The sequence below is a fragment of the Sanguibacter suaedae genome (assembly GCF_016342785.1).
GTDB classification, from domain to species: domain Bacteria; phylum Actinomycetota; class Actinomycetes; order Actinomycetales; family Cellulomonadaceae; genus Sanguibacter; species Sanguibacter suaedae.
In genome coordinates this window covers 3,591-25,771 of the sequence record NZ_JAEINH010000019.1, presented here as the reverse complement: position 1 = coordinate 25,771, position 22,181 = coordinate 3,591, and the positions used below count along the sequence as shown (strand labels likewise).

Below are 22,181 nucleotides of genomic sequence, written 5' to 3'. Positions count from 1 at the left end.
TGTGGTCCGCCGGGGCGACGCCCGTGAGATCTCTGCGGTGGTCCGGTTCCTGTGCTCCCCGGACGCCGCCTACGTCACCGGTGCTTCATGGGCGGTGGACGGCGGGATGCTGCAGATGGGGCCGATGGCCGGTTCTCACCTCGAGGGCGAGGACTGGCGCACCCCCTGAGGGTCAGGACCGGCCGACACCGGAGTCCGTGGACCACGGCTCCGTGGTGGTGGGGTCCACGGCACCCGCCGGTGCCGACTGGTCGCTGCCCGAGGAGTCCTTGGACGACACGTTCTTCACGGCCTCGGTGACCTTGTCCTTGAGCACCGCACCCTGGTCCTTGGCGACCTCCGTGGCACGGTCCTGGATGGAGCTCACCGTCGACTGCACGGACTCGCTCTCCCACAAGCCCTTGGCGCGTCCCTTGATGACCTCGAACTGACGCCGGCCCGCACGCGTACCGAGCACGTACCCGACACCCGTCCCGACGATGAACGCTGCTTTGCCCTTCATGGAGTCTCCCGTCTCGAAGTGCTTGAGAGGACGAGCGTATGCCCAGGTCGGGTGAGGCGCGCGGCGGGCGTCGGGGCCTTGGCGCGCGGCACATGCCGAACGACCGCGCTAGGGCACGCTCTGCTCGACCTTGACCCCTCGGAGCCGGGTGCGGGTGGCGTCACGCTCGGTCCGCCACCTGTGCACAGGGACCTCGACCACCTTGTACATCGCGATCCCGGCACCGACGCCGACGACCACGGACACACCGAACCTCAGAAACCAGGGAAGCTCGGCGAGGTACGGCTCGAGGGCGTAGATGAGAGAGAGGTGCACCAGATAGATGCTGTAGCTGGCCAGACCCACGAGGGACACGAAGCGGCTGGAGCAGAAGCGGTAGAAGGTCCGGCGCACCACGGAATCCCCCGGCAGGAGCCCGTAGAGGATGACGACGCAGGCGACGAGCGCCTGCAGGGTGTACCGGAGCGTGTCGCGGAACTCCGGAGACCTCACCAAGAGGGTCAGGACGAAGACGACTCCGCCAGCCACGAGTGCCCAGTCGCTCGCGAGCGCGCGGCGAACACGATCCATAGGAATAGCCCCTCGGGGGCTACGGAAGTAGTACACGGCGGCGAGGACGCCCAGCGCGATGCCCTCCATCCGAGTGTCAGAGCCGTAATAGATGCGTGCCGTCTCCACGCCAGCGACCGTGAGGTAGACCCGCAGTCCAGAGGAGATCAGGGCGATCAGGAGGGCGACGATCGCCAGTACCCACGGCGCGCGCCGGGATCTCGCGAGGCAGACCCACACGAGGGCGAAGACGAGGTAGAACTGCTCTTCGATCGCCAGGCTCCAGACGACGCCCGACCCAGGGAGCACCCCACTCTTGGTTCCATCGGTCGCCGTCCAGTTGAAGACGAAGAAGACCTGCGCCAACACGTCCCGCCAGCTGACCGGGTTCCAGATGGCGTACACGAGCGTCGGTGCCACAACCGCGAGCACGAAGGGCGGTGCGATCTTCACCAACCTGCGGAAGTAGAAGGAGCTGACGCTGAATCCCTCAGTGCGATCCCACTCCTTGAGAACCAGCAGAGTGATGATGAACCCGGAGATCGCGAAGAAGATCGTCACTCCGCTGCCGCCCGGCACGATGTGGCCCAGGCCGGCGTGGGCGATGACCACTAGTCCCACCGCCAATGCACGCATCGCGTCGATGTGCGCGAAGCGGTTGGCAGCATTCACCGGTACCGTCTGCTCGATCATTGCGCCCCCCGGCAATCGAATGTGGCCGTCTGCCGAAGCATACCTTTCCTGCTGTCTCGCCAGGGCAGAGCGGTGACACCCGAGACACGATGTCTCTGGACCAGGGCCGCGCAGGATCCTTGCCTATGATAGGAGTTGCGTCGGGACGACAATCGCCCGTGCAACGATCATGGGCATGAGGCGCGGTCGAATGATTGAACGCTTCAATACCGGCGGTCAGAATTACGTGACCGGCAAGAACGCGATGTTTCTCGCACCACGGTTTCCGCTTGAGGCGGTTCGACGTAGCCTCAGGTGGCTGGCTTTCGTCGGAACCACGGCTCGACGTTCCTGTGATCGGCGCGAGCGGGCTTTCACCGGACCTATGGTCGAGTAACCGTCGAGGATCGATGCAGGACCGAGCAGGGGGAGCACGTGAAGAGAGCAGCACAACTGAGCCCTGACCAGGGAAGTTCGGCAGGGCGCGTCTGGTTGGCGGTAGGAACCGAGAGGATCCCCATCGACGTACGATCGCTCGACGAAGTGCTCGACCACATCCTCGAGCACCGACCAAGCACGTGGGAGACGCTCGTCACGCCCAACCTGCACCTTCTGCAGATCGTCCACGAGAACCCGGACCTGGCCCCCCTCTACGCGCGGGCTGACGTCAGCCTGGCCGACGGCTGGCCCGTCGCGAAACTCGCCGAGAGAGCGACGGGCGGTCCGGTCGAGCGGGTGACGGGGTCCGACCTCTTCGACCGTCTCGTGCGGTCGCCCGGCGCGGGACGTCCTCTCGTCCTCGTGGGCGGGGACGAGAACGAGAACCTCGCCTCGCTCCTCCAGGACGTGACTTCACGCGGGTGGTCGGTCCACCACGAGCCCGCCTCCCGCGAGGAGCTCGCGGACCCGACCTCGCGCGACGCTCTCCTCGACCGGGTCGCCTCGGAGGCTGACGGGGGCATCGCCGTCATCGGCCTCGGAGCACCCAAGCAGGAACAGGTCGCCAGCGAGCTCGCCACGCGTCCGGGCCAGGGCCAGATCCTCTGCCTGGGTATGTCCATCAACTTCAGCGCGGGGACGGCGACACGTGCGCCCTCCGCCATCCAGAAGATGGGTCTCGAGTGGGCCCATCGAGCAGCGCAGGAGCCTGCACGGCTTGTCCCCCGCTACTGGAAGGACGCCCGAATCCTCTTGCCGCTCCTCCGTCAGAACAGGAGACGCACCGCATGAACCTCGTGATCGTGACCCCCATTCACAACGAGGCCTCCAACATAGGGGTCCTCGCCCGTCAGCTCGCGGAGTCGAACCGTCACCCGGATCTGTGGGTCGTCGTCGACGACGGCAGCACGGATGATGGCGCATCACTGGTGCACCCGGGGTCCCTCCCCTTCGAGACGCGGGTGGTGTCGCGCAGCAACCAGGGGAAGCTCATCGGCGGATCGGCCTTCACCGCCTGGCAGCACGGTGTCGACGCCGCACTCGAGCAGATGCCCGACGCAGCCTCCATCATGAAGCTCGACGCGGACGTGAACCTCCCGCCCGACTACCTCGGCCGTGCCGTCGCCCTTCTCGCGAGCGACCCGGGCGTCGGACTGGTGGGCGGCATCCTCATGGGGAACCAGGACCGCGAGCAGACCATCCACGTCCCGGGACCCGTGAAGCTCTACTCGCGCGCCGGGTACGACGCACTCGCCGCGGTGCCCCGCGCCGTCGGGTTCGACGTCGTCGACGAGCTCGCCATCAAGCAGGCAGGTCTCTCGGTCGCGGTCCGCAAGGACCTGCCCTTCACCGTCCGGCGCGCGATCGGCGCGAGCCAAGGGCTCGTGCACGGTAGGCGCCGCAACGGAAGGGTCTGTCGTTGGACGGGGTACTGGACGCCGTACTTCGCACTCCACGCCCTCCGGTACATCTTCCGCAAGCCCTACCTCGTCGGGTCCGTCGCCATGGTCTACGGATACGCCAGGGCCGGTGACGGTCCGTACGACGCGAGCATCCGTGAGGCGCACGCGCGCGAACAGCGGGACAAGCTCCGCGAGGCGAGCAGACGGCCGATCAGCTGGGTCCGCGCGACGTACGGGACGGCCACGTGACGGCTCCGGGGAGCGTCGACTTCGTCATCGTCGCCTACCACAACGAGCGAGAGACCATCATCGATCTGTCGTCGGCTCTCCTGCGGACCTGCCGCGAGGCCGGGCGCCCGGCGGCCGTGTACGTCGTCGTCAACGACGACACCAGGTTCCCCGAGGAGACGACACCTCCGGGAGTGCGAGTCCTGTCCGGGCACGGGAACGTCGGCTTCGCCCGAGGGATGAAGCTCGGGCTCGCCGCCGGCGACGGTCAGCACGTCGTGCTCGTGAACCCCGACTGTCTCCCGGACGACGACGCCCTGCGCGACTTCTACGGTCACCTGATCCCCGGGTGCGGAATCCTCGTCCCCCGGCTCCTGACGGGCGACGGGGAGTTCGACTACGCGCCCTACGAGAACTGGACCTTCTCGCCCGGCAGGAAGATCGCCGAGTACCTGTGCCGCGAGCGCCTGGACGGTCCCACCACACGATTGCTGCCGCGTTTCGCGAAGGCCCCGGGTGCCTTCCTCGGGATGGAACGCACCGTCGCGGAACAGCTCGACGGTCCGTTCGACAGCACGTTCTTCCTCTACGCGGAGGACCGCGACATGACGGACCGGGCGCGGCAGGCTCAGATCCCCCTGTGGTTCCTCCCCGGCATCAGCGTCACGCACCTCGGGGGGCAGTCCGGCACCAACGTCTCCTCCCTCGTGTCGGCGTGCAAGACGGACGGGACGGCGCGGGTCGCGTACAGACGCCTAGGTCGCGCCGGAGCGGCCCTCGCCCTCGCCGACATGTTCCTGGTGAGCGCCATCAAACGAACGGCCCGACGTGGCGGTACCACGTCGCCCCAGGTCCGTGCGGCGGAGCGGTGGGCGCTCCGCCGCTGGATCAGGTCAGGGTTCCGCGAGACACCGCCCCTCGACCAAGGATCTCTCCGCGCAGTGAAGGAGAGGACCACCGCATGACGACTGACAGGACGGACACCGTGCACACCTCATCCGAGAGCGACCTCAAGGCGCTGATCCTCTGGTCGGACAACCGTGCCGCCAACCTCGGTCTCAGGGTCCTGGCCCAGGGCAACGCGCAGCTCCTCCGGCGCTCCCTCGGCGACCGACCTGTGACCGTCGACTTCCAGGACTTCGGTCCGGGCGACTCGGACGTGTCCTTCGGCACCCGGTCGATCCTCAAGGACCTGGGCAGGCGTCACGGTCCCATCAAGTCGAAGGTCCGCCGGTACGACGTGCTCGTCGACACCGGCGCCGGGGACAGCTTCACCGACATCTACGGTCTCAAGCGCCTGCTTTTCATCGCCTACGCGCACCACGTGGCACGGCGGTTGCGCGTCCCGTTGGTCATGGCGCCGCAGACCTTCGGTCCGTTCGACACGAGGATCGGGAGAGCACTCGGTCGCCGGTCCGCCCGGCAGGCCGTGTGCGCGATCGCTCGCGACGACAAGAGTGCACGCTACGCCGAGGAGCAGCTCGGGCGAGCGGTGGACGCGACCACCACGGACGTCGTGTTCCTCCTGCCCCGGGAGTCCCCCGGTACGGGCCACGACGTCGTCGTCAACGTCTCAGGTCTGCTGTGGTTCGCGAGCGACCACGTCGACTGCGAGTACTACCGCCAGCAGGTCGTGACTCTCGTCCGCGGCCTCCTCGAGGCCGGACGTGAGGTCACCCTCCTCCCCCACGTCGTCCACAGCCCGAGCGGCAACGACGACGTCGACGCCTCGCGTGCCCTCGTCGAGCTTCTCGGGGCCGACTCCGGTGTGCGGACGGTGGTCCCGGAGAGCCTCGCCGAGGCACGTCAGGTCCTGGCCTCGGCGCAGGTCGCGGTGGGCGCCCGGATGCACGCGTGCCTCAACGCTCTGTCCCAGGGCGTCCCGGCAGTGCCGTGGGCGTACTCCCGGAAGTTCGCGCCCCTCATGGCACGCCTCGGCTGGTCCTACCTCGTCGATCTGCGCGACGGCGGCGACGCTGCAGGCCAGACGCTCGCGCTGATCCTCGATCCGCAGGCTTCCGCACGGATGAGCGAGGACGTCACGCAGGTGGGCGAAGCAGCCGAGCGCGAGCTCGAGCCCGCCGTCACAGCGCTCGCCCGAGCGCTCAGCGCCGGCCGGACGATCCCCTCGGCCGCCGGTGGTGCACGATCCGCATGACTGGTCTGGAGACGAACGATGACCGCGCCTGACCGCAGGACGACCGCGCTCGAGCGCGCGGTCGCACGCGTGGTGGACAACGACAACTGCTCCGGGTGCGGCGTGTGCCCGCTGGTGTCGGACCGCATCACGATGGGGCTCGACGACGCAGGGTTCCTGCGCCCCCGGGTGGATGCGTCACCGATCGTGCCGCGTGACGACGACCAGGACGCGCAGGAGGCCGAGCTCTTCCTGTCGACCTGCCCGGGCAGAGCCATTCGTGCACCGCGCTCGGCGGCGGGAACCACGCACCCGATCTTCGGCCGCTCCGTGGAGGTCTGGCAGGGTGCTGCGTCCGACGACGAGGTCCGCGAGGCCGGGTCGAGCGGCGGGGTCCTCACCGCTCTCGCCGCATGGCTCGTCACGTCCGGGCGAGCCGCGGAGGTCCGGGGCAGCGCGTCGGGGACGGCGACGCCGACGCGGACCGTGCCGGTGCGCATCACGACGCGCGAGGAGGCCCTCGCCTCCGCCGGGTCCAGGTACGCACCGGTGAGCAACACTCTCGCAGCCGGCGAGGACACCCCGATGGTCTGCAAGCCGTGCGAGGCCTCCGGCACACGCCGGTACTTCAGAGCCACGGGCAGGGAGCAGGAGTCACCGATCCTCCTGAGCTTCTTCTGCGCGGGAACACCGAGCCAGTCGGCCACCGACGCCCTGTGCGAGGAGCTCGGGATCCCCGCCGAGGACGTCGCATCGCTCCGGTACCGGGGCAACGGATGGCCCGGGAACTTCACCATTACCTCTCATGACGGCGAGACCCGCACCAAGTCGTACCAGCAGTCCTGGGGTCAGCGCTTGGGCCGCGCTCTCCAGACGCGGTGCAAGCTCTGCGTGGACGGCACCGGAGAGGACGCGGATGTCGCCGTCGGCGACTTCTGGAGCGCCGACGAACGCGGCTTCCCCGTGTTCGACGACGCCGAGGGGAACTCCGTCATCATCGCGCGGACGGAGCGGGGCGCCGCCCTCGTCCAGGGCGCGATCGCCGCAGGTGTGCTCACCGTCTCCCCCGTCGACCTCGACGAGGTCGCCAGGATCCAGCCACTCCAGAACGCTCGGAGGCGCACCCTCGCCGGGCGCCTCGCCGGGCGGTTCGCCGCCGGGAAGGCCGTTCCTCGCTACACGGGCTACGGGCTCGTCGGACACATGATCTGGAACATCCCCGCGAGCGCGAAAGCCGCGATCGGAATGTTCACGCGGACGACGGGGCTCAGGCGATGACTGCTCCGGCGACCGATCATCACATCGCAGGAGCGTTGTGAGACGGAACAACCTCTGGGCGTTCCTCACAGACGGGTCGTCACCATCCCTCCTGCTCGTCAGTCGGCTCACCGCCACCGTACTGAGCCTGGGAACGGCTCCCATCGTCGCCCGGGCCATCGGGCCGAGTGGACGCGGAGAGACAGCAGCAGCCTTGGCGCTCTTCGTCATCGTTCCTGTTCTGCTCGCTGTCGGCCTACCTCTGGAGGTGCGGCGGAGGGCTGCCACGTCCGACGGCCAGGCTGTGATGCGCGCCGCGCGTCGCATCGTCCTCGCCTCTACCGTGCCTGCAGCTCTTCTTGCGTGGGCCGCATACGCCACGGTGTTCGCCGAGTTCAGCCCCCAAGCCCGGGTGGTCGCGGCGGTCGGCCTGCTGCTCACGCCTCTGTCGGCACACTGGGCGCTGGACATCAGTCTGCTCGTCGCTCACCGACGCTATGGTTCTGTATTCCTCCTCCAGGTCGCCCAACCGTTCGTCTACCTGGCCTGCGTCGTTACGGTCTGGGCGCTAGGTCTGGCAACCGTGGGCACCGTGCTCGGGTCTCATCTCGTCGGGTCGTTCGCGACCTTCGCTCTGGGGATGAGCCTCGTCCGGGTGTCGTTCACGGGACCGAAGGACTCGCTTCGAGGGTTGACCCGGGCCGGCATGAAGTTCTTCGGGGGCGCCCTCGCAGAGGCGGCCACCAACAAACTCGACCAGGTTGTGGCTCTCCCGCTCATCGGTGCCTACCAGACGGGTCTCTACTCCGTCGCGGCGACGATCGCCGCCGCGCCGCTCGCGCTGGGGCACGCGCTCGGGGCCGCATACTTCACGCCGATCGCGCAGGCGGAGGGGAAGGAACGGGCGAAGTTGCAAGCGGAGTCGCTTCGCAGCGGCCTGGCTGCAGCCATCGCGACGATCCCACTGGTCGCTGTCGCTTCGTGGATCGGTATACCGATCATCTTCGGTGAAGCATTCCGCGACTCGATCCCGGTGACGCTCGTGTCGCTCGTGGGGAGCGCGGCGATGCTCTCGGCCTATGTCGCGTCCATGGCGCTGGCAGCTGACGCGAAGGGCATACGCATGACCGTGGCGCAGGTCGTCGCGCTCACCATCGGAATGGTTGGGTTGCTCGTCCTGGGTCCGGCATGGGGCGCCATCGGCGCAGCCACCGCATCGTCGATCGCGTACGTCTGCCTCCTGGTCCTGCTGGTCCGCTCCCTCGGAGTCTCTCCGTGGCACATCGCTCCGAGGCCGGCAGACTTCGGGCACTTCGTCCGGAGGTTGAGGAAGGGCTGATCACGGTCAGGTCATAGGCGACACAGGTAAGGCGGCTCATCCCGTCGACGACCAGAACAAGACTCGCACGGCGCACGGCCGAACGACGTAACCAAAGAGAAGCTCCTGCCCACCAGCTGTCCTAGAACGGTGCGCGGTCAGTGGGCGCTCAGAGCGGGGAGGGCTATGAGGAACAAGGACGCGGGCATCGAGTCGCTGCGGGGTATTGCGATCGTGCTCATGGTGGCGGGACACGTCGTCGGTGCAACGCCCGACAGAGGCCTGCAGGTGCCTGACAGCAGCTTCTGGCGTTTCTCTTACCTCGCGCTGGAAGACCTGAGGATGCCGCTCTTCGCATTCATCTCTGGCTTCGTCTACGCGTACCGGCCGGTGGGCGACGCAGCCGGTGGACGGAGCCTGATGCGGGGCAAGGTCCGACGGCTGCTGGTGCCGATGGTGACGGTCGGAACGGTCTACTTCCTCGTACAGCTCTTCACGCCGGGTACCAACAGCAAACCCGATCCCTCGGACTACTGGCAGATCTTCTTCTTCGGGTACGAGCACCTGTGGTTCGTGCAGGCGATCTTCCTCGTCTTCGTCACCGTCGGCACCCTCGATCTTCTCGGGTGGAATAGGACACCCGCCCGGTGGGCCATGACGCTCGCAGCATCCACTGTGGTAGGAATCGCCGTCCGGCTGGCCGAGTCGGCAAACCTCTTCAGCATCAACGGGGCGCTCCGACTGCTCCCGTTCTTCATCCTCGGATACGGCGTCCATCGTCACGCCAGAGCGCTGTCGCGCCACGGCTCCGCGGTGGTCGGCACGTGCGCAGGGGTCTTCGTCCTCTCCTACGCGCTCGCCCTCTCAGGGATCCTCCTCTCGTGGGAGAGTCCCCCCATGGTCGGCAGGGCGATCGGAACTGCTGTCGGGATGTCCGGGGCGATGCTGCTCACCACCGTGCGCTCACACCTCGCGTGGACGCCGCTGGCCTATATCGGGAACTTCGCATTCGGGATCTACCTGCTCCATGTCTTCGGGGCGGCCGGCACCCGGATCCTCCTCGAGAGGATCGGCGTGGAGTCGACCCTCGCGACCTTCGTGCTGTGCTTGGCCGCGGGGATCGGCCTTCCCCTCCTCTTCGAGAAGACCCTCGGCCGGCTGTCCGTCGTCAGCTGGCTCTTCCTCGGGCAGCGACCCACTGCGCGAGCGCACGGCAAGAGCGATCGAGAACGACGAAGGAATCCGACGTCCGCGGCGGCGACGATCCCACCGACCCAGGAGGACACCGGACGATCGCCCGAGCAGGGGGGCAAGGCCACCCCCAGGGCACCGCTCTCGTAGCGGATCTGCACGGTCGACGGGGACGCCCAGAAGAGCACCGCAGTTCGTCAGTAGGCTCCGCTCGAGCTGAGCACGGTCCGTACGGTCCTCAGCAGGATCAGGATGTCACCGAAGAAGGTCCAGTTCTCCGTGTAGTAGAGGTCCAGCCGGACCGTCTCGTCCCACGAGAGGTCAGACCGGCCGCTGACCTGCCAGAGGCCCGTGATACCCGGCTTCACGAGCAACCGCCGGTGCACGTGGGACTCGTACTGGTCGACCTCGCGCGGAAGCGGAGGCCGAGGACCGACGAGGCTCATGTCTCCGCGAAGGACGTTGAACAGCTGCGGCAGCTCGTCGAGCGAGAACCGTCTCAGGCGCTTGCCCACGCTCGTCACCCGAGGGTCGTCCTTCATCTTGAACATGACGTCGTTGCCCTCGTTCTCGTGCACCAGCTGCTCGAGGCGCTGCTCGGCGTCCTGGTACATGGACCGGAACTTGAGCATCTCGAACGTGCTGCCGTCGAGGCCTACCCTCTTCTGCCGGAAGATCACAGGCCCCGGGCTCGAGAGTTTCACCAGGACGGCTAGGACGATCAGCACCGGCGAGACGATCAGGGTGATCGCCAGAGTGGAGAGCCAGTCGAACGCGGTCTTGAGGACGTACTTGGGGCCCGAGAACCGAGGTTCGTCGACGTAGACGAGAGGAAGGGCACTCATCGGTTGCACGAGGACGCGGGGGCCTGCGACGTCGTTGAGCTCCATGGTCAGCGCGAGGTCGATCCCCGACCCTTCGAGCTCCCAGCCCAACGAGCGCACGGTCTCGGACGTGAGAGAGTCCGACCCAACCACTGTGACGGCGTCGACCTTCTCCCGCTTCGCGACGGACGCCGCCTCCCCCATCTCGCCGAGCACAGGAAGACCACGAACGAGACCGTCTTCCGCCTCACCAGGAGGGAGGCAGACCCCGACGACTCCGAACCCTGCCCCGGATCGGCGAGCTAGCTCACCCACGAGCCGCTCCGCTTTTCGACGATGGCCGACGACCAAGACCCGAGACTGCATCTCCCCCGCGCCCCACTTCCTGTGGAGCCACCAGCGCCATCCCAGACGCCCGAGCAGGATCAGGAGAAGGCCCAGCGGCAGGGCGATCGCCAGGTATCCGCGTCCGATCTCCATCCGGAACATATATGCGACGACAGCGACAGCAGCGAACAGCCGCCAGGTGACGGCGAAGATGCGCTGATACTCCGCAGGACCGATGCCCACCAGGCGCCTGTCCTGCGTCCTGCCCACGACGAGCGACGCGATCCACGCCCACATGAGGACGATGGACACCACGAGGTACGAGGGAGAGAGATCGCCGCTGACCACTGCCGTCCCCGAGCCGTCGAAACGGACGACGTACGCGATGAACACCGCCACATAGATCGCAGCGGCATCCGTGATGAGCACCCGTACCGCATATGCCGACCACCACCTCACGCCGCTTGGACCGCTCGCGAGCCCGTCTTCTTGCTCAGAGGCACCGGCCCCGGGCTGTCGTGGCCAGTCAACAGTCGTCGTACTGCTCCCCGACTCGTACATCTCTTGCATCAAGCTCCCCCTTGCCTGAACGACCGTCCGACCTCTTCGTCCAGAAGCGGCGACGGGCGCAGTACCCACGATAACCGCCAGCGATCGAGCACAAACACCCAGAGGTCCGTCCACGCAAGCCCCTAGAGAAAGTTCACCCGGAGCACCTCACGAACGAGCAAGACGCCCCATCCCTCACCCATGAGAACATTGCTCTATCGACACGCAGTCAGCCGGATCGAGCAGGGGGAGCATCGCTAGTGGAACTTCACGCCTATCTATCGATTCTACGGAAACGTTGGATCTCGATAGTGACTATCACCCTGCTCTGCCTAGGCGCTGCAGGGGTGATCTCCTACCTCTCGACCCCGATGTACGAGGCGCGGTCGCAGGTCTTCGTCTCAGTCCGGACCGGCGGGACGACAACTGATCTCCTACAAGGCAGCAGCTTCACTCAGAAGCAAGTGAAGTCGTACACGGACCTCGTGGCCAGTCCTCGAGTGCTCATTCCCGTCATCGAGCACCTCGAGCTACCCACGACGCCTGAGGCGCTCGCGCGCGCGATGACCGCCGACTCGCCCCTGGACACTGTCCTGATCAACATCAGTGTCTCCCACCCCGATCCCCAACTGGCCAGCGATATCGCCAATGCCACCGCGGAATCTCTCGCGACCGAGGTGACTGCCCTGGAGAAGCCGGAAGACGGCCCGTCACCAGTCCAGATCAGTCCAGTGCGGTCAGCCACTCCACCGACGACGGCGAGCTCGCCCAACCTGAAGCTGAACATGGCGCTCGGTCTCCTCATCGGTGTGGCTGTTGGTGTAGGCCTCGCCGTGCTGCGAGAGGTTCTCGACACCCGTGTCCGCACCGAAGCTGACGTCAAGCAGGTGACTGACACCTCAGTCATCGCGACAATCGGATACGACCAAGACGCTCCAGACCATCCGCTGATCGTTCAGAGCCATCCCCAGAGCCAACGAGCAGAGTCCTTCAGGAGACTCCGGACGAACCTTCAATTTCTCGATATCGCGGGCCGACCTCATACCATCGTGATTACCTCGTCCCTCCCGGGGGAGGGCAAGTCCACCACCTCGATCAACCTCGCCATAACCCTCGCCGACGCCGGGTCCCGTGTTGTGCTCGTAGACGCTGACCTGCGGAGACCGTCGGTGGCAGAGTACATGGGCCTTGAAGGCAACGTCGGCCTGACCACAGTACTCATCGGTCGAGCGAACGCCGAGGACGTCGTCCAGCCATGGGGAAACGGCAACCTGCACGTCCTTCCCTCCGGACAGATCCCTCCGAATCCGAGCGAGCTTCTCGGCTCCAAGGCGATGGCGTCGCTCTTGGAAGAGCTGGCAAAAACCTACGACATCGTCCTGCTCGACACCGCTCCACTGCTTCCAGTCACGGATGCAGCGATCCTCGCCCGGTTGACTGGCGGTGCCCTCGTGGTAGTTGGGTCAGACACTCTGAACAAGCAACAGCTGGGCGAGTCCATGGGATCGCTCGAGACAGTCGGCGCCCGGATTCTCGGCGTCGTACTGAATCGCCTCGAACGCAAACAGGGCGAGGCGTACGCCTACTACGACTATTCTTCCCTCGAACCCGATGACCCGCGACGATCAACGAGCAAGAACCGTGACAAGACACCGCGACGCAGGGAACAGCACGAAAGCGTCCAAGCCCCTTCACATCCCGAGGGCCTCGGCCAACGAAAGTCACCGAGCGTCCCGAATGGGCACCTAGAGGCTCCTGAGACTGCCGCACTCGAAGATCTTCTGGAGGACCGCCAGCCGTCAGCAGCCGGCAAATGGCCAGGTCGCCCGCTGGACGACTAGACCTTCCAGGGCGCCGTCCACGGTCGCTCGGCGATCTTCGGGAGCACCCCAGGACGGCGTCCACCGGCGCTCGGGAGACGCCTTCCTCCAATCGCCCTAACATTCGGGTCGTCCACTCTGACGCTAGACAACAGACACCATAGGGGCGCCCTACTCCAAGAGGTATCGGACTTCTCGATCGGGTCATGCCCGCCGGAAGCCTTGACCCACCACTGCCCCCCCTTCTTCTGCCACCACGAATAGCCGCGCACAAGAGCGCCCTCTAAGAAGTACGCCGGGAACGCCGTGACGTGACGCAACCGTCGCGGCGCGTGCAACTGGCCCACCCAAAGGCCCAGATAGGTTCGAGCGCCCGAGAGCATCATGCGCCTTCTCCTCGAGCATTCCCATCAACGAGGTTGACTAAATGTTCCCTGTACCTACGAATCTACGCCCGACTACACCTTCGATTGGGGCACGTCCACTTCTGTTGGCTTGTTCGATTGCGCCCCGCGATTCGCGGCAATCTCAGCTACCGCCATCCCTGCGGTTAGATAGAATAGAGTTTGCCATTGGGTGATCATCGAAGTCACTGCGATAACCGGAATCTGGCCCACGAGCGCTACACAAGCGGGACCCGCGCGTCTCGCAGCTACGGACACTAAAGCAGCGATTACCGGGAATAGAAGAAGAACTGCGATGAGGATCCCAAAGTTCACGGCATAACGAAGCGGCGTGCTGTCTATTGTCACAACCCCCGCCACAAGGAAGTTTCCCTCAGGCGTCTGTACAAATTCTCCTGCGGGCCCTGACAGCCTCACATAAGCACGAACCGTGTCCAGTTGTCTCGCCCGCGCATTACCTGAGCCCACCACCTCGTCGCTCGACGACTCCCCAGAGTAGAGCTCGACAAGAGCGAGGACGACAGCGACACCTGCTGTAGCGAGAAGGACGAAGTTCCTGATCCTCTCGGTTGAACGTCCACGAGACACGAAGGCGGCCACACACAACGTCACGACTGCCGCGAGCATGGGCCCTCGGCTCAGAGAGACCAGAATGCCAACCACCAGTATGCCTTGGGCCACACCTGCGTAGCGGGGCAACCGCTGGGCGAACGGCAGCGCCATAGCGAGCGTTGCACCGTAGGCAATGGCATGTCCGAGTGCCGCCTCCGAGCGCGCAAAGCTACCGCGGTGCTGGATTGCGGTCCACTCTGAGGTCCTGATGAAACTCGCGGACTCAAAGAGATGCACTCCGGTCGCGAACTCAAGGATCCCCCAGGCAGCCACCAGGCACGTCATGACCGCGAAAGGTAGGTACAGCGCCTCACCTGAAAGGCGCCCGATCCCGTAACCGGCGATGCCGACAAAAATAAGGTTGGTGAAAACTGACGTCGGGATGAGACCCAACAGCAGGAGAGTCGTGACACCGGCCACGCCTGCTAGCAGCGACCAATCGGCAGGTGTCGGTCGCCAATCCGCACACATATGGCGACGCTGCGGGCTCAACGCGATGCCACAGAGAAGCGGAACGCCCAACAACGCAGCTGGCGGCAACGGAAGAGGCGTATCGCCTATGCCTGCCCATGACGGCAGCATCAACGCAAGAAACAACCATGAGACGACCGAGAACCTGGGTCTAAAGTACGCGAAAGCCACAAGAAACAATCCGGCTAATAGCGCGACCACTACGCTTGGCGATCTGACTGCAGCGGCCGTCAGCAGCGTAGCTCCGCAACCGGTGACGAAAGCGACGGCGATGTCACGCGACGAGAACGAGCCTTTTCGCTTCTTCAGAATCGACATTGGCTGATCCCCGCTGCAGTTCGCCAGTCTCCTGAACTAACTCTGAAATAACAGATCACGGCGACCCCCTGTCTCAGCAGTGCGCTACTCCGCGCTTTCTCACGGGTCGCATCTTCGAAGATTGGTCTCATCGACCCGCCTGCTTTTGTGTCGCACTCCGGCGACGCACGAGCACCACAACGCCCACGCCGATGGTGCACACCACCGTCGCCCCGGCCACGACCCCCGCGACCTCGGCCCCCGACAGCGCGAGACCACCGTCGTCGACCGACGGCACCTCACCGTCCACGGTCGACACCGTGAGCACCAGGTCGCCCAGCAACGACCCCGCGGCGTCCGTCGCCGCCGCGTTGTACACGGCCGACTCCGTGAACGTCACCCGGAAGTCCACGGTCCCGCTCGGGTCCGCGGCCTTCGAGAACGACCGCGTGCCTGCCACCTCGATCGCGTCCACCGGCAGCGATGCCGGGTTGGACGTCACGGTCAACGTCACCTCCGAGCTCGGCTCGGCACCCGTGATCGTCACACGCGTCTCCTCGCCCACCATCGGCGTCGCGTCGGTGACGATCGTGTCGATACCCGGCGCCTCGTACGCCAGCGCCACCGTGGGCAGTGCCACGAGCCCCAGGGCAGCCGTCGTCACCGCCAGGACACACCGTCGCGCCATCACGAGCACCCCTCGCTCTCCACCGTCGTCTGGATCTGGCTCACCGCGAGCGGCGTCGACCGCACCTCGACCGGGCCCGTGTGACCGTCGGCCATCGACACGTCGTACGTGAGGGTCACGCTCTCCCCCGGCGCGAGCTGCGTCGTGCGGCCCACCACCGACAACCCGTCGTGCACCTGCGAGTTCACGCCCGGCTGACCCGACGTGACCCGCACGTCCTGCACCAGGCCGCCCTCCGGGGCGTACAGCAGGACGTTGGTGCGGATGTCACCCGGGGGGACCACCGCCCCGCCACCCGTGAGATACGGGGGCAGCAGGGCCGCGTCCGCCGGGGCCGTGTTCGTCAGCGTCACCGCCACCGTGATGAACCGCGACCCGTCCGCCTGGCACGTGTCACCCTCCACCACCACCGACGACGACAGGTAGAAACCCATCTTCGCGGCGCTGCCGTCGTTGAGGTACACGCCCACCACCGGGGAATCGCCGTCGAGGCCCGTGAGCTCGCCGCTGAGGACCGTGCCCTCGATGACCGCCTGCTCCTCCTCGTGCGCCGACCACACCATGAGCCGCCCCTGGCGCGCTGCCTCCGCCATCGCGTCCAGAGCCTCCGCCGGAGCACCCTGCCCCCCGACGAACGCCGCGAACACCGACGCCGCCGTCGCCGCGAAGAACTCGTCCTGCGCCACCGGGTCCTCGACCGTCATGTACACCGTGTTGAGGAGGACCTCGGCCGCGTTCTCCGCGGAGAGCACACTGCCCGCGGCCTGCGCCACCGGACCCGGCGGCAACGGCACCGGGCCTGTCGCCCCGAGGACCAGGCCCAGGGCCGTCGGGTCCACCGACAGCACCCCGTCGATCTCCGTGCCCACCTGCTGCTCCCAGATGGCCCGGGCGATCTCCCCCGACCGCGGGAAGTCCGGTGTGAAGTTCACGTCACGCATGTCCGAGACGAGCTTGGGACCAAACAGCGCCGCCTCACCGTCCGACAGCTCGAGGACCGGCTCGGGCAGGTCCCCCAACGACTGACCGGACCGCTGCTCCACGACCTCGACGGCACCGTCGTCAGCGCTCAGCAGCACCACCGACCCCGGGATTCCCCCGGTCGCCCTCGGCTCCGCGTTGTTCTGCACCAGCAGCAGGTACTGACGCGGCTCCTCCGCACCCAGCATCGACGGCAGCACCTGCACCGCCTTCGCGGCCGTCGCCGTCGTCCTGCCCACGTCGCGCACCTGCGACTCCAGCTCGGCCAGCGGACCCGTGAGCTCGGACACCACGTCCGTGGTGTCCACCGCGGCGAGCCTGCGCGCCGAGTCCTGCACCGTACGGTCCGCACCGATGACCGCCGGCGCGGCGTCCTGCAACGGCTCCAGGTCGATGCGACCCCCGTCGAGCACGAACGCCGTGGGGTCCACCAGCTCGGTGGCGTCGAGCAACGCCGGCAGGGCGTCCGTAGCCAGCGCGTCGACCACCTCGCTCACCACCTGCACGGCCTCCACGTTGGGTCCCACCCACGGCAGCACGCCGGCAACCGACCAGTGCGGGCCGTGCGTCGCGCCGTGCGCGGTGCCGGAGCGGTCCTGCAGCTCGTCCAACGTCGCGAGCGCCGCGTCCCGGTCCCCCGCGACGACCTCCTCCTGGAGCCCGGACACCAGGTCCGCCGCATCCAGGAGCGCCTCACGCGCCCGGAACGCGTCGAACACCAACCACGCCAACCACAGGACCACGACGAGGACCACCACGGCCACCCCGACGAGGACCCGCCGCAACGTCGACGACCGGCGACGGCGCCCGCCACGGGCGTGGTGTACGGACCCCCGTCCTCCGCCGCCCGACCGCGAGCGTGCGTCGTCGGAGGTGTCGGTCTCGCTGCTGGTGCTGGTCGTGCCCTTGGCGCCTGCTGTGCCTGCGCCGGTCCACTGGGGACCCCATCCTTCGTGCGCCACGTGTTCCCCCCTGCCGTGGGCTTCCCCCTGAAGTCCTGGCGTCGGCCACTCTATAGGCGGTGCGCGGGGGTTGCGCAGGTACGCCACGCTGTGTCCGGTTGGGTCACACTGGGTGTGGTTCGTCGTCGTCGTCGAGGAGTGTCATGTCTGTGCCTTTCAGTGTCCTGGCCGTGTGCACGGGGAACATCTGCCGGTCTCCTGCGGTGGAGCGTCTGCTGGTGGACCGGTTGGGTCCGGGGTCGGGTGTGGTGGTGTCGTCGGCGGGTGTGGGTGCGGTGGTGGGTGCGCCGGTGCCTGAGCAGATGGCGGGGTTGGTCGAGGGTGCGGGCGGGTCGGTGGAGGGTTTCGCTGCGCGTCAGCTGACGGAGGGGATGCTGCGGGAGGCGCAGCTGGTGCTGGTGCTGACGCGGTCGCACCGGTCGCGTGTGGTGGACATGTACCCGGGGGCGGTGCGTCGGACGTTCACGGTGCGTGAGCTGGCGCGGCTGGCGGGGGCTGTGGGGCGTGCGGGGTTGCCGGAGGGGACGACGGCGGAGCGCTTCGCGGCGCTGCTGCCGTTGGCCGCGGCGCAGCGGGGGTTGCACCAGGTGGCGCCGGAGGAGGACGACGTGGTGGACCCGTACCGTCGGGCGGACGAGGTGTACGCGGAGTCGTTCGGGCAGCTGCTGCCTGCGGTCGAGGTGATCGCCGCGACAGTGCGGGCGGAGCCGCATACGCTCGCGGGATGACTGAACCTGCGCTCGTCCTGGTCACCGGTGCGACCGGTTACGTGGGGGGTCGTCTGGTCCCTCGCCTCCTGGCGGAGGGGTACCGGGTGCGTGTGCTGGTGCGGACCCCGGCGAAGCTGGCGGTGGTGCCGTGGCGGGACGACGTGGAGGTCGTCGAGGGCGACCTGACGTCCGTGGAGGACACCATCGCGGCGGCGCAGGGCGTGCACACGTTCTACTACCTGGTGCACTCGATGGGGTCGGGGCGGGACTTCGAGGCGACGGAGCGTCGCACGGCGGAGCTCGTGGTGGAGGCGACGGCGGCCGCCGGTGTGCGGCGCGTGGTGTACATGGGCGGGTTGCACCCGGAGGGCGTGGAGCTGTCGACGCACATGCGGTCGCGGGCCGCCGTGGGGCAGATCCTGCTCGACGGGCCCGTGCCCGCGGTCGTGTACCAGGCGGGTGTGGTCATCGGGTCGGGGTCGGCGTCGTTCGAGATGATCCGGCACCTCACGGAGAACCTGCCGCTCATGCCGGCGCCCAGCTGGGTGACCAACCGCATCGAGCCCATCGCGGTGCGTGACGTGCTGCACTACCTCGTGGCGGCGCCCACGGTGCCCGACGACGTGAACCGGGCCTTCGACCTCGGCTCGCGGGAGGTCCTCACGTACGCGGCCCTCATGTACGGGTACGCGCGGGAGGCCGGGCTCGCGCACCGCAAGATCTACGCGCTGCCCGTCCCTGCGCCTCGCCTGGCGGGGTGGTGGGTGGCGCTCATGACGCCCATCCCGCACGCCATGGCGGTGCCCCTGGTGCAGTCCTTGCAGCACGACGCCGTGACGTCGGAGCGGGACGTCGACGACTACGTGCCCCTGCCGGAGGGTGGGTTGACGGACTACCGGTCCGCCGTGCGCTACGCGTTGGGGCGCATCGAGGACGGTGCGGTGGAGACCTCCTGGACGGGTGCGACTTCGGGGACCGCGTCGGAGCCGCTGCCCAGCGACCCGGAGTGGGCGGGGCGCACCGTGTACGTCGACGACCGCTCGCGCGAGACCGACGTGCCCCCGGAACGGGTGTGGGAGGTCATCGAGGGCATCGGTGGGAAGAACGGCTGGTACTCGTTGCCCGCGGCATGGGTGGTGCGGGGAGTCGCCGACACCCTCCTGGGCGGGGTGGGACACAACCGTGGGCGCCGCAACGCGTCGCGGCTGGTCGTGGGCGACGTCGTCGACTGGTGGCGCGTCGAGCACCTGGACCGTGGCCGCCAGCTGCGGCTGCGCGCGGAGATGCGGGTACCGGGCGGGGCGTGGCTCGAGCTCACCGCGGAGCCGTCGGACACCGGCGGCACCGTGTACCGCCAACGGGCCATCTACCTGCCCCGCGGGCTCGCGGGGAAGCTCTACTGGTGGGCGATCTGGCCTTTCCACGGCCTGATCTTCCCGTCCATGGCCAAGAACATCATCGCCCGGGCCGCGTCCGGGCCGGTCCGCTGAGAGGCTCCAGATGACCGCCGTGCGCCTGCCCGTGTCGCCGATGCTCGCCAAGGCCGTGGCCGGCGTCCCCGAGCCGGGGGCGGTGCCCGGCGGTCTCGTGTACGAACCCAAGTGGGACGGGTTCCGGGCCGTCGTCGCCCTGGGCGACGGGTGCGAGATCGGGTCGCGCGGGTCCAAGATGCTCACCCGGTACTTCCCCGAGCTCGTCGAGGCGATGACCCGCCTGCTGCCGGGGCCGTGCGTCCTCGACGGGGAGATCGTCGTCCGCCGCGGCGAGGCGGGCCGCGAGCGCCTCGACTGGGACGCCCTGTCGCAGCGCATCCACCCTGCGGCGAGCCGCATCGACACGCTGTCGCGGGAGTGGCCGGCGTCGTTCGTCGCGTTCGACCTGCTGTCCCGCGGCGAGGAGTCGCTGCTCGACGTGCCGTTCAGGGAGCGGCGCGCAGCCCTGGAGGGGCTGCTCGACGGGGTGGGGGCGCCGGTGTACCTGTCGCGGACCACCGACGACGTCGAGGTGGCGCGGCGGTGGTTCGTGGAGTTCGAGGGGGCGGGTCTCGACGGTGTCGTGGCCAAGCCCCTGGACGCCGTGTACTCCCCCGGCAAGCGCGTCATGCTCAAGGCCAAGCACCACCGGACGGCGGACGTCGTGGTCCTCGGGTTCCGGGTGCACACCAGCGGGCGGGGCGTGGGGTCGCTGCTCCTGGGGCTGTACGACGACGACGGGGAGCTGCAGAAGGTGGGTGGGGCGTCGGCGTTCACGACGGCGCGGCGCCTGGAGCTCGTCGAGGAGCTGGAGCCGCTGGTCCTGCGCGCGGACGACGGGTCCGTGGAGGAGGCGGCCACGGAGCGGACGCGGTTCTCCTCGGGGAAGGACACGTCGTTCGTGCCGTTGCGCCCCGAGCGTGTGGTGGAGGTGCGGTACGACCAGATGGAGAGGTCGAGGTTCCGGCACACGGTGCAGGTGGCGCGGTGGCGGGACGACCGTGAACCCCGCTCGTGCACGTTCGCCCAGCTCGAGGTCCCCGCGGCGTACGACCTGGGCACCGTGCTCGCCTGAACCTCCACGCACGCACGGCACGGGGGCGCAGGCGTCGCGCGTCTCGCCTCCGTCCTCCTGCGCGGCTGTCCGGCGGCCTATCGCTCGGGGCGCTGCTGCTCCGTGGTCCCCTGCTCGGTGTGCCTGGCGCGGCTCGGCTGGACGCGTGGAGGTTCGCCCGGCATCTTCGGGAAGTCCGGCGGGAAGGGCAGCTCCCCCAGCCCGTCCTCGACGTCACGGTCCCACCACTGCAGGAGGGTGTCGAGGCTCCCCGGGTCGTCGTGCATGCCCTCCCACGGGTCCCCCACCTCACGCAACCGGTCCGGGACGGTGAGGACGGTGAACCGCGTGGGGTCGGTGCCCTCGAGCTCGTCCCAACGCACCGGGCACGACACCGGCGCGTGGGGAAGGGCACGCGGGCTGTACGCCCCGGCCATGGTGCGGTCCCGGTTGGCCTGGTTGTAGTCCGCGAAGATGCGCGCGCCCCGCTCCTCCTTCCACCACGCCGTCGTCACCTGGTCCGGCATGCGGCGCTCGAGCTCCCGGGACGCCGCGATGACGGCGTGGCGCACGTCCAGGAACTCGTGGGTGGGCTCCACCGGCGCGAAGACGTGCAGGCCCCGGTTGCCCGACGTCTTGACGAACGCCACGAGCCCCGCCTCCTCGAGCACCGACCGCAGCTCGAGCGCGGCCCGGACGGCGTCCGCGACGTCGGTGCCCGGCTGGGGGTCCAGGTCGATGCGCACCTGGTCGGGCAGGTCCGGGGCGTCGGCGCGCGACGCCCACGGGTGGAACACCACGGTGTTCATCTGCGCCGCCCACACCGCACCCGCCGGCTCGTCGACCACCAGCTGCGGGTGGGAGCGCCCGCTCGGGTACGTCACCGGTACCGACCGCACGTAGGGCGGCGCACCCTTCGGGGGGTTCTTGGAGAAGAACTGCTCGCCGTCCACCCCGGCAGGGAACCGTTGCAGCGACACGGGCCTGGCCCCGTTGGCGGCGACGAACGCGTCACCCACCTCCACGAGGTACCGCGCGAGGTCGAGCTTCGTGATGCCCTGCTCGGGCCACAGCACCCGCCCAGGGCTCGAGACCCGCACCTCACGCCCGCCGTCGGGGCCGGGCACCTCCAGGACCGTCGCGTCGCTCCCCATCGCCTCAACGTACGCCGCCCACGGCGCTCCCGCTCGTGCGGTGCACCACGCCCGCCCGGCGCACCACACCCTCCCTGCGCACCACACCCTTCCTGCGCACGGGGCGTGGGGGTGGGGTGGGGGGGGGGGGGGTGGGGCACCGCCCCCCCACCCCCCCACCC

The 22,181-nt window shown here is 68.1% G+C and carries 19 protein-coding genes; 12 read left to right on the top strand and 7 right to left on the bottom strand.

Annotated features, from left to right (window positions below):
• A partial coding sequence (locus tag JAV76_RS14410) for an SDR family oxidoreductase (protein ID WP_198734774.1) occupies positions 1 to 169 on the top strand: 169 nt, incomplete at its 5' end.
• Positions 170 to 172: 3 nt separating this feature from the next.
• Here the strand turns inward: JAV76_RS14410 and JAV76_RS14405 are convergent.
• Together JAV76_RS14405 and JAV76_RS14400 are read right to left on the bottom strand one after the other, a co-directional pair.
• Positions 173 to 502 (bottom strand): YtxH domain-containing protein, encoded by a 330-nt coding sequence (locus JAV76_RS14405; RefSeq protein ID WP_198734773.1) that lies wholly within the window; start codon positions 500 to 502, stop codon positions 173 to 175.
• 108 nt (positions 503 to 610) lie between these two features.
• Entirely contained in the window at positions 611 to 1,744 is a 1,134-nt protein-coding gene (locus JAV76_RS14400; RefSeq protein ID WP_198734772.1) for an acyltransferase family protein, read from the bottom strand.
• A 414-nt stretch (positions 1,745 to 2,158) separates the two neighbouring features.
• On the opposite strand from JAV76_RS14400, the gene JAV76_RS14395 reads away from it, so the two are divergent.
• The 7 genes from JAV76_RS14395 (at position 2,159) to JAV76_RS14365 (ending at position 9,845) form a co-directional block, all read left to right on the top strand.
• Positions 2,159 to 2,953 carry a WecB/TagA/CpsF family glycosyltransferase gene (locus JAV76_RS14395; protein ID WP_504739193.1) on the top strand — a complete coding sequence of 265 codons (795 nt, stop codon included), beginning with the start codon at positions 2,159 to 2,161 and terminating at the stop codon, positions 2,951 to 2,953.
• Positions 2,950 to 3,813, top strand: coding sequence for a glycosyltransferase family 2 protein (locus JAV76_RS14390; RefSeq protein ID WP_198734770.1), 864 nt, complete (start codon positions 2,950 to 2,952; stop codon positions 3,811 to 3,813). The genes JAV76_RS14395 and JAV76_RS14390 overlap by 4 nt, the downstream gene beginning before the upstream one ends.
• Complete coding sequence (locus JAV76_RS14385; RefSeq protein WP_198734769.1) at positions 3,810 to 4,757, top strand: glycosyltransferase family 2 protein; 948 nt, start codon at positions 3,810 to 3,812, stop codon at positions 4,755 to 4,757. Before JAV76_RS14390 ends, JAV76_RS14385 begins: the two co-directional genes overlap by 4 nt.
• Positions 4,754 to 5,950: a polysaccharide pyruvyl transferase family protein gene (locus JAV76_RS14380; protein WP_198734768.1), complete on the top strand. Its 1,197-nt coding sequence runs from the start codon at positions 4,754 to 4,756 to the stop codon at positions 5,948 to 5,950. The genes JAV76_RS14385 and JAV76_RS14380 overlap by 4 nt, the downstream gene beginning before the upstream one ends.
• A gap of 18 nt (positions 5,951 to 5,968) precedes the next feature.
• The gene (locus tag JAV76_RS14375) at positions 5,969 to 7,207 is read left to right on the top strand and encodes a Coenzyme F420 hydrogenase/dehydrogenase, beta subunit C-terminal domain (RefSeq protein ID WP_198734767.1); all 1,239 of its coding nucleotides are present in this window, start codon (positions 5,969 to 5,971) and stop codon (positions 7,205 to 7,207) included.
• A gap of 37 nt (positions 7,208 to 7,244) precedes the next feature.
• Positions 7,245 to 8,525, top strand: a complete 1,281-nt coding sequence (locus JAV76_RS14370) for a lipopolysaccharide biosynthesis protein (protein ID WP_198734766.1) — start codon at positions 7,245 to 7,247, stop codon at positions 8,523 to 8,525.
• Positions 8,526 to 8,690: 165 nt separating this feature from the next.
• The gene (locus tag JAV76_RS14365; RefSeq protein WP_198734765.1) at positions 8,691 to 9,845 is read left to right on the top strand and encodes an acyltransferase family protein; all 1,155 of its coding nucleotides are present in this window, start codon (positions 8,691 to 8,693) and stop codon (positions 9,843 to 9,845) included.
• Positions 9,846 to 9,892: 47 nt separating this feature from the next.
• On the opposite strand, the gene JAV76_RS14360 is transcribed toward JAV76_RS14365, so the two are convergent.
• Positions 9,893 to 11,530 carry a sugar transferase gene (locus tag JAV76_RS14360; protein ID WP_198734764.1) on the bottom strand — a complete coding sequence of 546 codons (1,638 nt, stop codon included), beginning with the start codon at positions 11,528 to 11,530 and terminating at the stop codon, positions 9,893 to 9,895.
• Between the two features lie 125 nt (positions 11,531 to 11,655).
• Here JAV76_RS14360 and JAV76_RS14355 point away from each other — a divergent pair, with 125 nt between their 5' ends.
• Complete coding sequence (locus tag JAV76_RS14355) at positions 11,656 to 13,236, top strand: tyrosine-protein kinase domain-containing protein (RefSeq protein ID WP_198734763.1); 1,581 nt, start codon at positions 11,656 to 11,658, stop codon at positions 13,234 to 13,236.
• A gap of 437 nt (positions 13,237 to 13,673) precedes the next feature.
• Here the strand turns inward: JAV76_RS14355 and JAV76_RS14350 are convergent, their stop codons facing one another.
• From JAV76_RS14350 to JAV76_RS15310, 3 genes are all read right to left on the bottom strand, one after another.
• Positions 13,674 to 15,020 (bottom strand): hypothetical protein, encoded by a 1,347-nt coding sequence (locus JAV76_RS14350; RefSeq protein WP_198734762.1) that lies wholly within the window; start codon positions 15,018 to 15,020, stop codon positions 13,674 to 13,676.
• 127 nt (positions 15,021 to 15,147) lie between these two features.
• Positions 15,148 to 15,663 carry a peptidase gene (locus JAV76_RS14345; RefSeq protein ID WP_198734761.1) on the bottom strand — a complete coding sequence of 172 codons (516 nt, stop codon included), beginning with the start codon at positions 15,661 to 15,663 and terminating at the stop codon, positions 15,148 to 15,150.
• Positions 15,664 to 15,686: 23 nt separating this feature from the next.
• Positions 15,687 to 17,630 (bottom strand): DUF4012 domain-containing protein, encoded by a 1,944-nt coding sequence (locus tag JAV76_RS15310; protein WP_198734760.1) that lies wholly within the window; start codon positions 17,628 to 17,630, stop codon positions 15,687 to 15,689.
• A 143-nt stretch (positions 17,631 to 17,773) separates the two neighbouring features.
• Here JAV76_RS15310 and JAV76_RS14335 point away from each other — a divergent pair, with 143 nt between their 5' ends.
• The 3 genes from JAV76_RS14335 to JAV76_RS14325 are packed head-to-tail and all read left to right on the top strand — an operon-like array spanning position 17,774 to position 20,887.
• Positions 17,774 to 18,358: an arsenate reductase/protein-tyrosine-phosphatase family protein gene (locus JAV76_RS14335; RefSeq protein WP_198734759.1), complete on the top strand. Its 585-nt coding sequence runs from the start codon at positions 17,774 to 17,776 to the stop codon at positions 18,356 to 18,358.
• Entirely contained in the window at positions 18,355 to 19,830 is a 1,476-nt protein-coding gene (locus tag JAV76_RS14330; RefSeq protein WP_198734758.1) for an SDR family oxidoreductase, read from the top strand. The genes JAV76_RS14335 and JAV76_RS14330 overlap by 4 nt, the downstream gene beginning before the upstream one ends.
• A gap of 10 nt (positions 19,831 to 19,840) precedes the next feature.
• Positions 19,841 to 20,887, top strand: a complete 1,047-nt coding sequence (locus JAV76_RS14325) for an ATP-dependent DNA ligase (protein WP_198734757.1) — start codon at positions 19,841 to 19,843, stop codon at positions 20,885 to 20,887.
• A 77-nt stretch (positions 20,888 to 20,964) separates the two neighbouring features.
• On the opposite strand, the gene ligD is transcribed toward JAV76_RS14325, so the two are convergent.
• A complete protein-coding gene (ligD, locus tag JAV76_RS14320) occupies positions 20,965 to 22,020 on the bottom strand; it encodes a non-homologous end-joining DNA ligase (protein ID WP_198734756.1) in 1,056 nt (351 codons plus the stop codon).
• Positions 22,021 to 22,181: the final 161 nt, after the last annotated feature.

Bases quoted from the DNA above. Each gene is read 5' to 3' on its own strand.
- JAV76_RS14325 (WP_198734757.1), top strand. From the start codon at position 19,841: ATGACCGCCGTGCGCCTGCCCGTGTCGCCGATGCTCGCCAAGGCCGTG.
- JAV76_RS14335 (WP_198734759.1), top strand. From the start codon at position 17,774: ATGTCTGTGCCTTTCAGTGTCCTGGCCGTGTGCACGGGGAACATCTGC.
- JAV76_RS14330 (WP_198734758.1), top strand. From the start codon at position 18,355: ATGACTGAACCTGCGCTCGTCCTGGTCACCGGTGCGACCGGTTACGTG.
- JAV76_RS14365 (WP_198734765.1), top strand. From the start codon at position 8,691: ATGAGGAACAAGGACGCGGGCATCGAGTCGCTGCGGGGTATTGCGATC.
- JAV76_RS14375 (WP_198734767.1), top strand. From the start codon at position 5,969: ATGACCGCGCCTGACCGCAGGACGACCGCGCTCGAGCGCGCGGTCGCA.
- JAV76_RS14405 (WP_198734773.1), bottom strand. From the start codon at position 502: ATGAAGGGCAAAGCAGCGTTCATCGTCGGGACGGGTGTCGGGTACGTG.
- JAV76_RS14390 (WP_198734770.1), top strand. From the start codon at position 2,950: ATGAACCTCGTGATCGTGACCCCCATTCACAACGAGGCCTCCAACATA.
- JAV76_RS14400 (WP_198734772.1), bottom strand. From the start codon at position 1,744: ATGATCGAGCAGACGGTACCGGTGAATGCTGCCAACCGCTTCGCGCAC.
- JAV76_RS14350 (WP_198734762.1), bottom strand. From the start codon at position 15,020: ATGTCGATTCTGAAGAAGCGAAAAGGCTCGTTCTCGTCGCGTGACATC.
- ligD (WP_198734756.1), bottom strand. From the start codon at position 22,020: ATGGGGAGCGACGCGACGGTCCTGGAGGTGCCCGGCCCCGACGGCGGG.
- JAV76_RS14380 (WP_198734768.1), top strand. From the start codon at position 4,754: ATGACGACTGACAGGACGGACACCGTGCACACCTCATCCGAGAGCGAC.